At 62.5% G+C, this 879-nt stretch carries 1 pseudogene; it reads left to right on the top strand.

Annotated features, from left to right (window positions below):
- Nucleotides 1-100 precede the first annotated feature (100 nt).
- Nucleotides 101-879 (top strand): annotated as a pseudogene (locus G6N73_RS35935) (helix-turn-helix domain-containing protein); the annotation flags it as partial.

Raw genomic sequence — 879 nt, 5'->3', positions numbered from 1 at the left:
GAACCGTCTGACCTGTCCGGCGTCAGCGCCAGTGAGACAGAATTGGTTTAACGAGGAAGGGAGGATTTCTGGCTCATCGTAGCCCTTCACAGGAGCGAAGATGAGACAGAAAGCCGGGACACCGAAACCGTCTGCAGAGACGGTCATCAAGGACATCCGCCGCGCCACCCGCAAGCAGTATGGAGCGGAAGAGAAGATCCGCGTCGTGCTGGAAGGTCTGCGCGGCGAGGAATCGATCGCCGCGCTGTGCCGGCGCGAAGGCATTGCCGAGAGCCTTTATTACAACTGGTCGAAGGAATTCCTCGAGGCCGGCAAGAAACGGCTGGCAGGGGACACGGCGCGCGCCGCCACCACCGACGAGGTCAAGGTGCTGCGCCGCGAGACGCGCGATTTGAAGGAGGTCGTCGCCGAGCAGGCGCTGGAACTGCGACTGCTCAAAAAAAGCATGATCGCGGATGGGGGCGACGAGGAATGAGATATCCTGCCTCCGAGAAGCTTGAGATCATCCGGCTCGTCGAGCAGTCGCATCTGCCGGCGCGCCGCACGCTGGAAAAGCTCGGCATTCCCCGCGCCACCTTTCACCGCTGGTATGACCGGTTCCTGAGCGGCGGCGTCGATGCGCTCGAGGATCGCCGGCCACAGCCAGGCCGGGTCTGGAACCGCATCCCCGACGAGGTGCGGGAGCGGATCGTCGAACTTGCCCTCAACAGGCCGGAGCTGTCGCCGCGCGAACTGGCGGTGACGTTCACCGACGCCGAAAGCTATTTTGTCTCAGAGGCTTCGGTCTACCGTCTGCTCAAGGCCCATGATCTGATCACCAGCCCAGCCTTCATCGTCATCAAGGTCGCCGACGAGTTCAAGGACAAGACAACTGCGCCC

The organism is Allomesorhizobium camelthorni, assembly GCF_011045125.1.
In the GTDB taxonomy this organism is placed as follows: domain Bacteria; phylum Pseudomonadota; class Alphaproteobacteria; order Rhizobiales; family Rhizobiaceae; genus Allomesorhizobium; species Allomesorhizobium camelthorni.
This window is presented reverse-complemented; position numbering and strand designations above follow the sequence as displayed.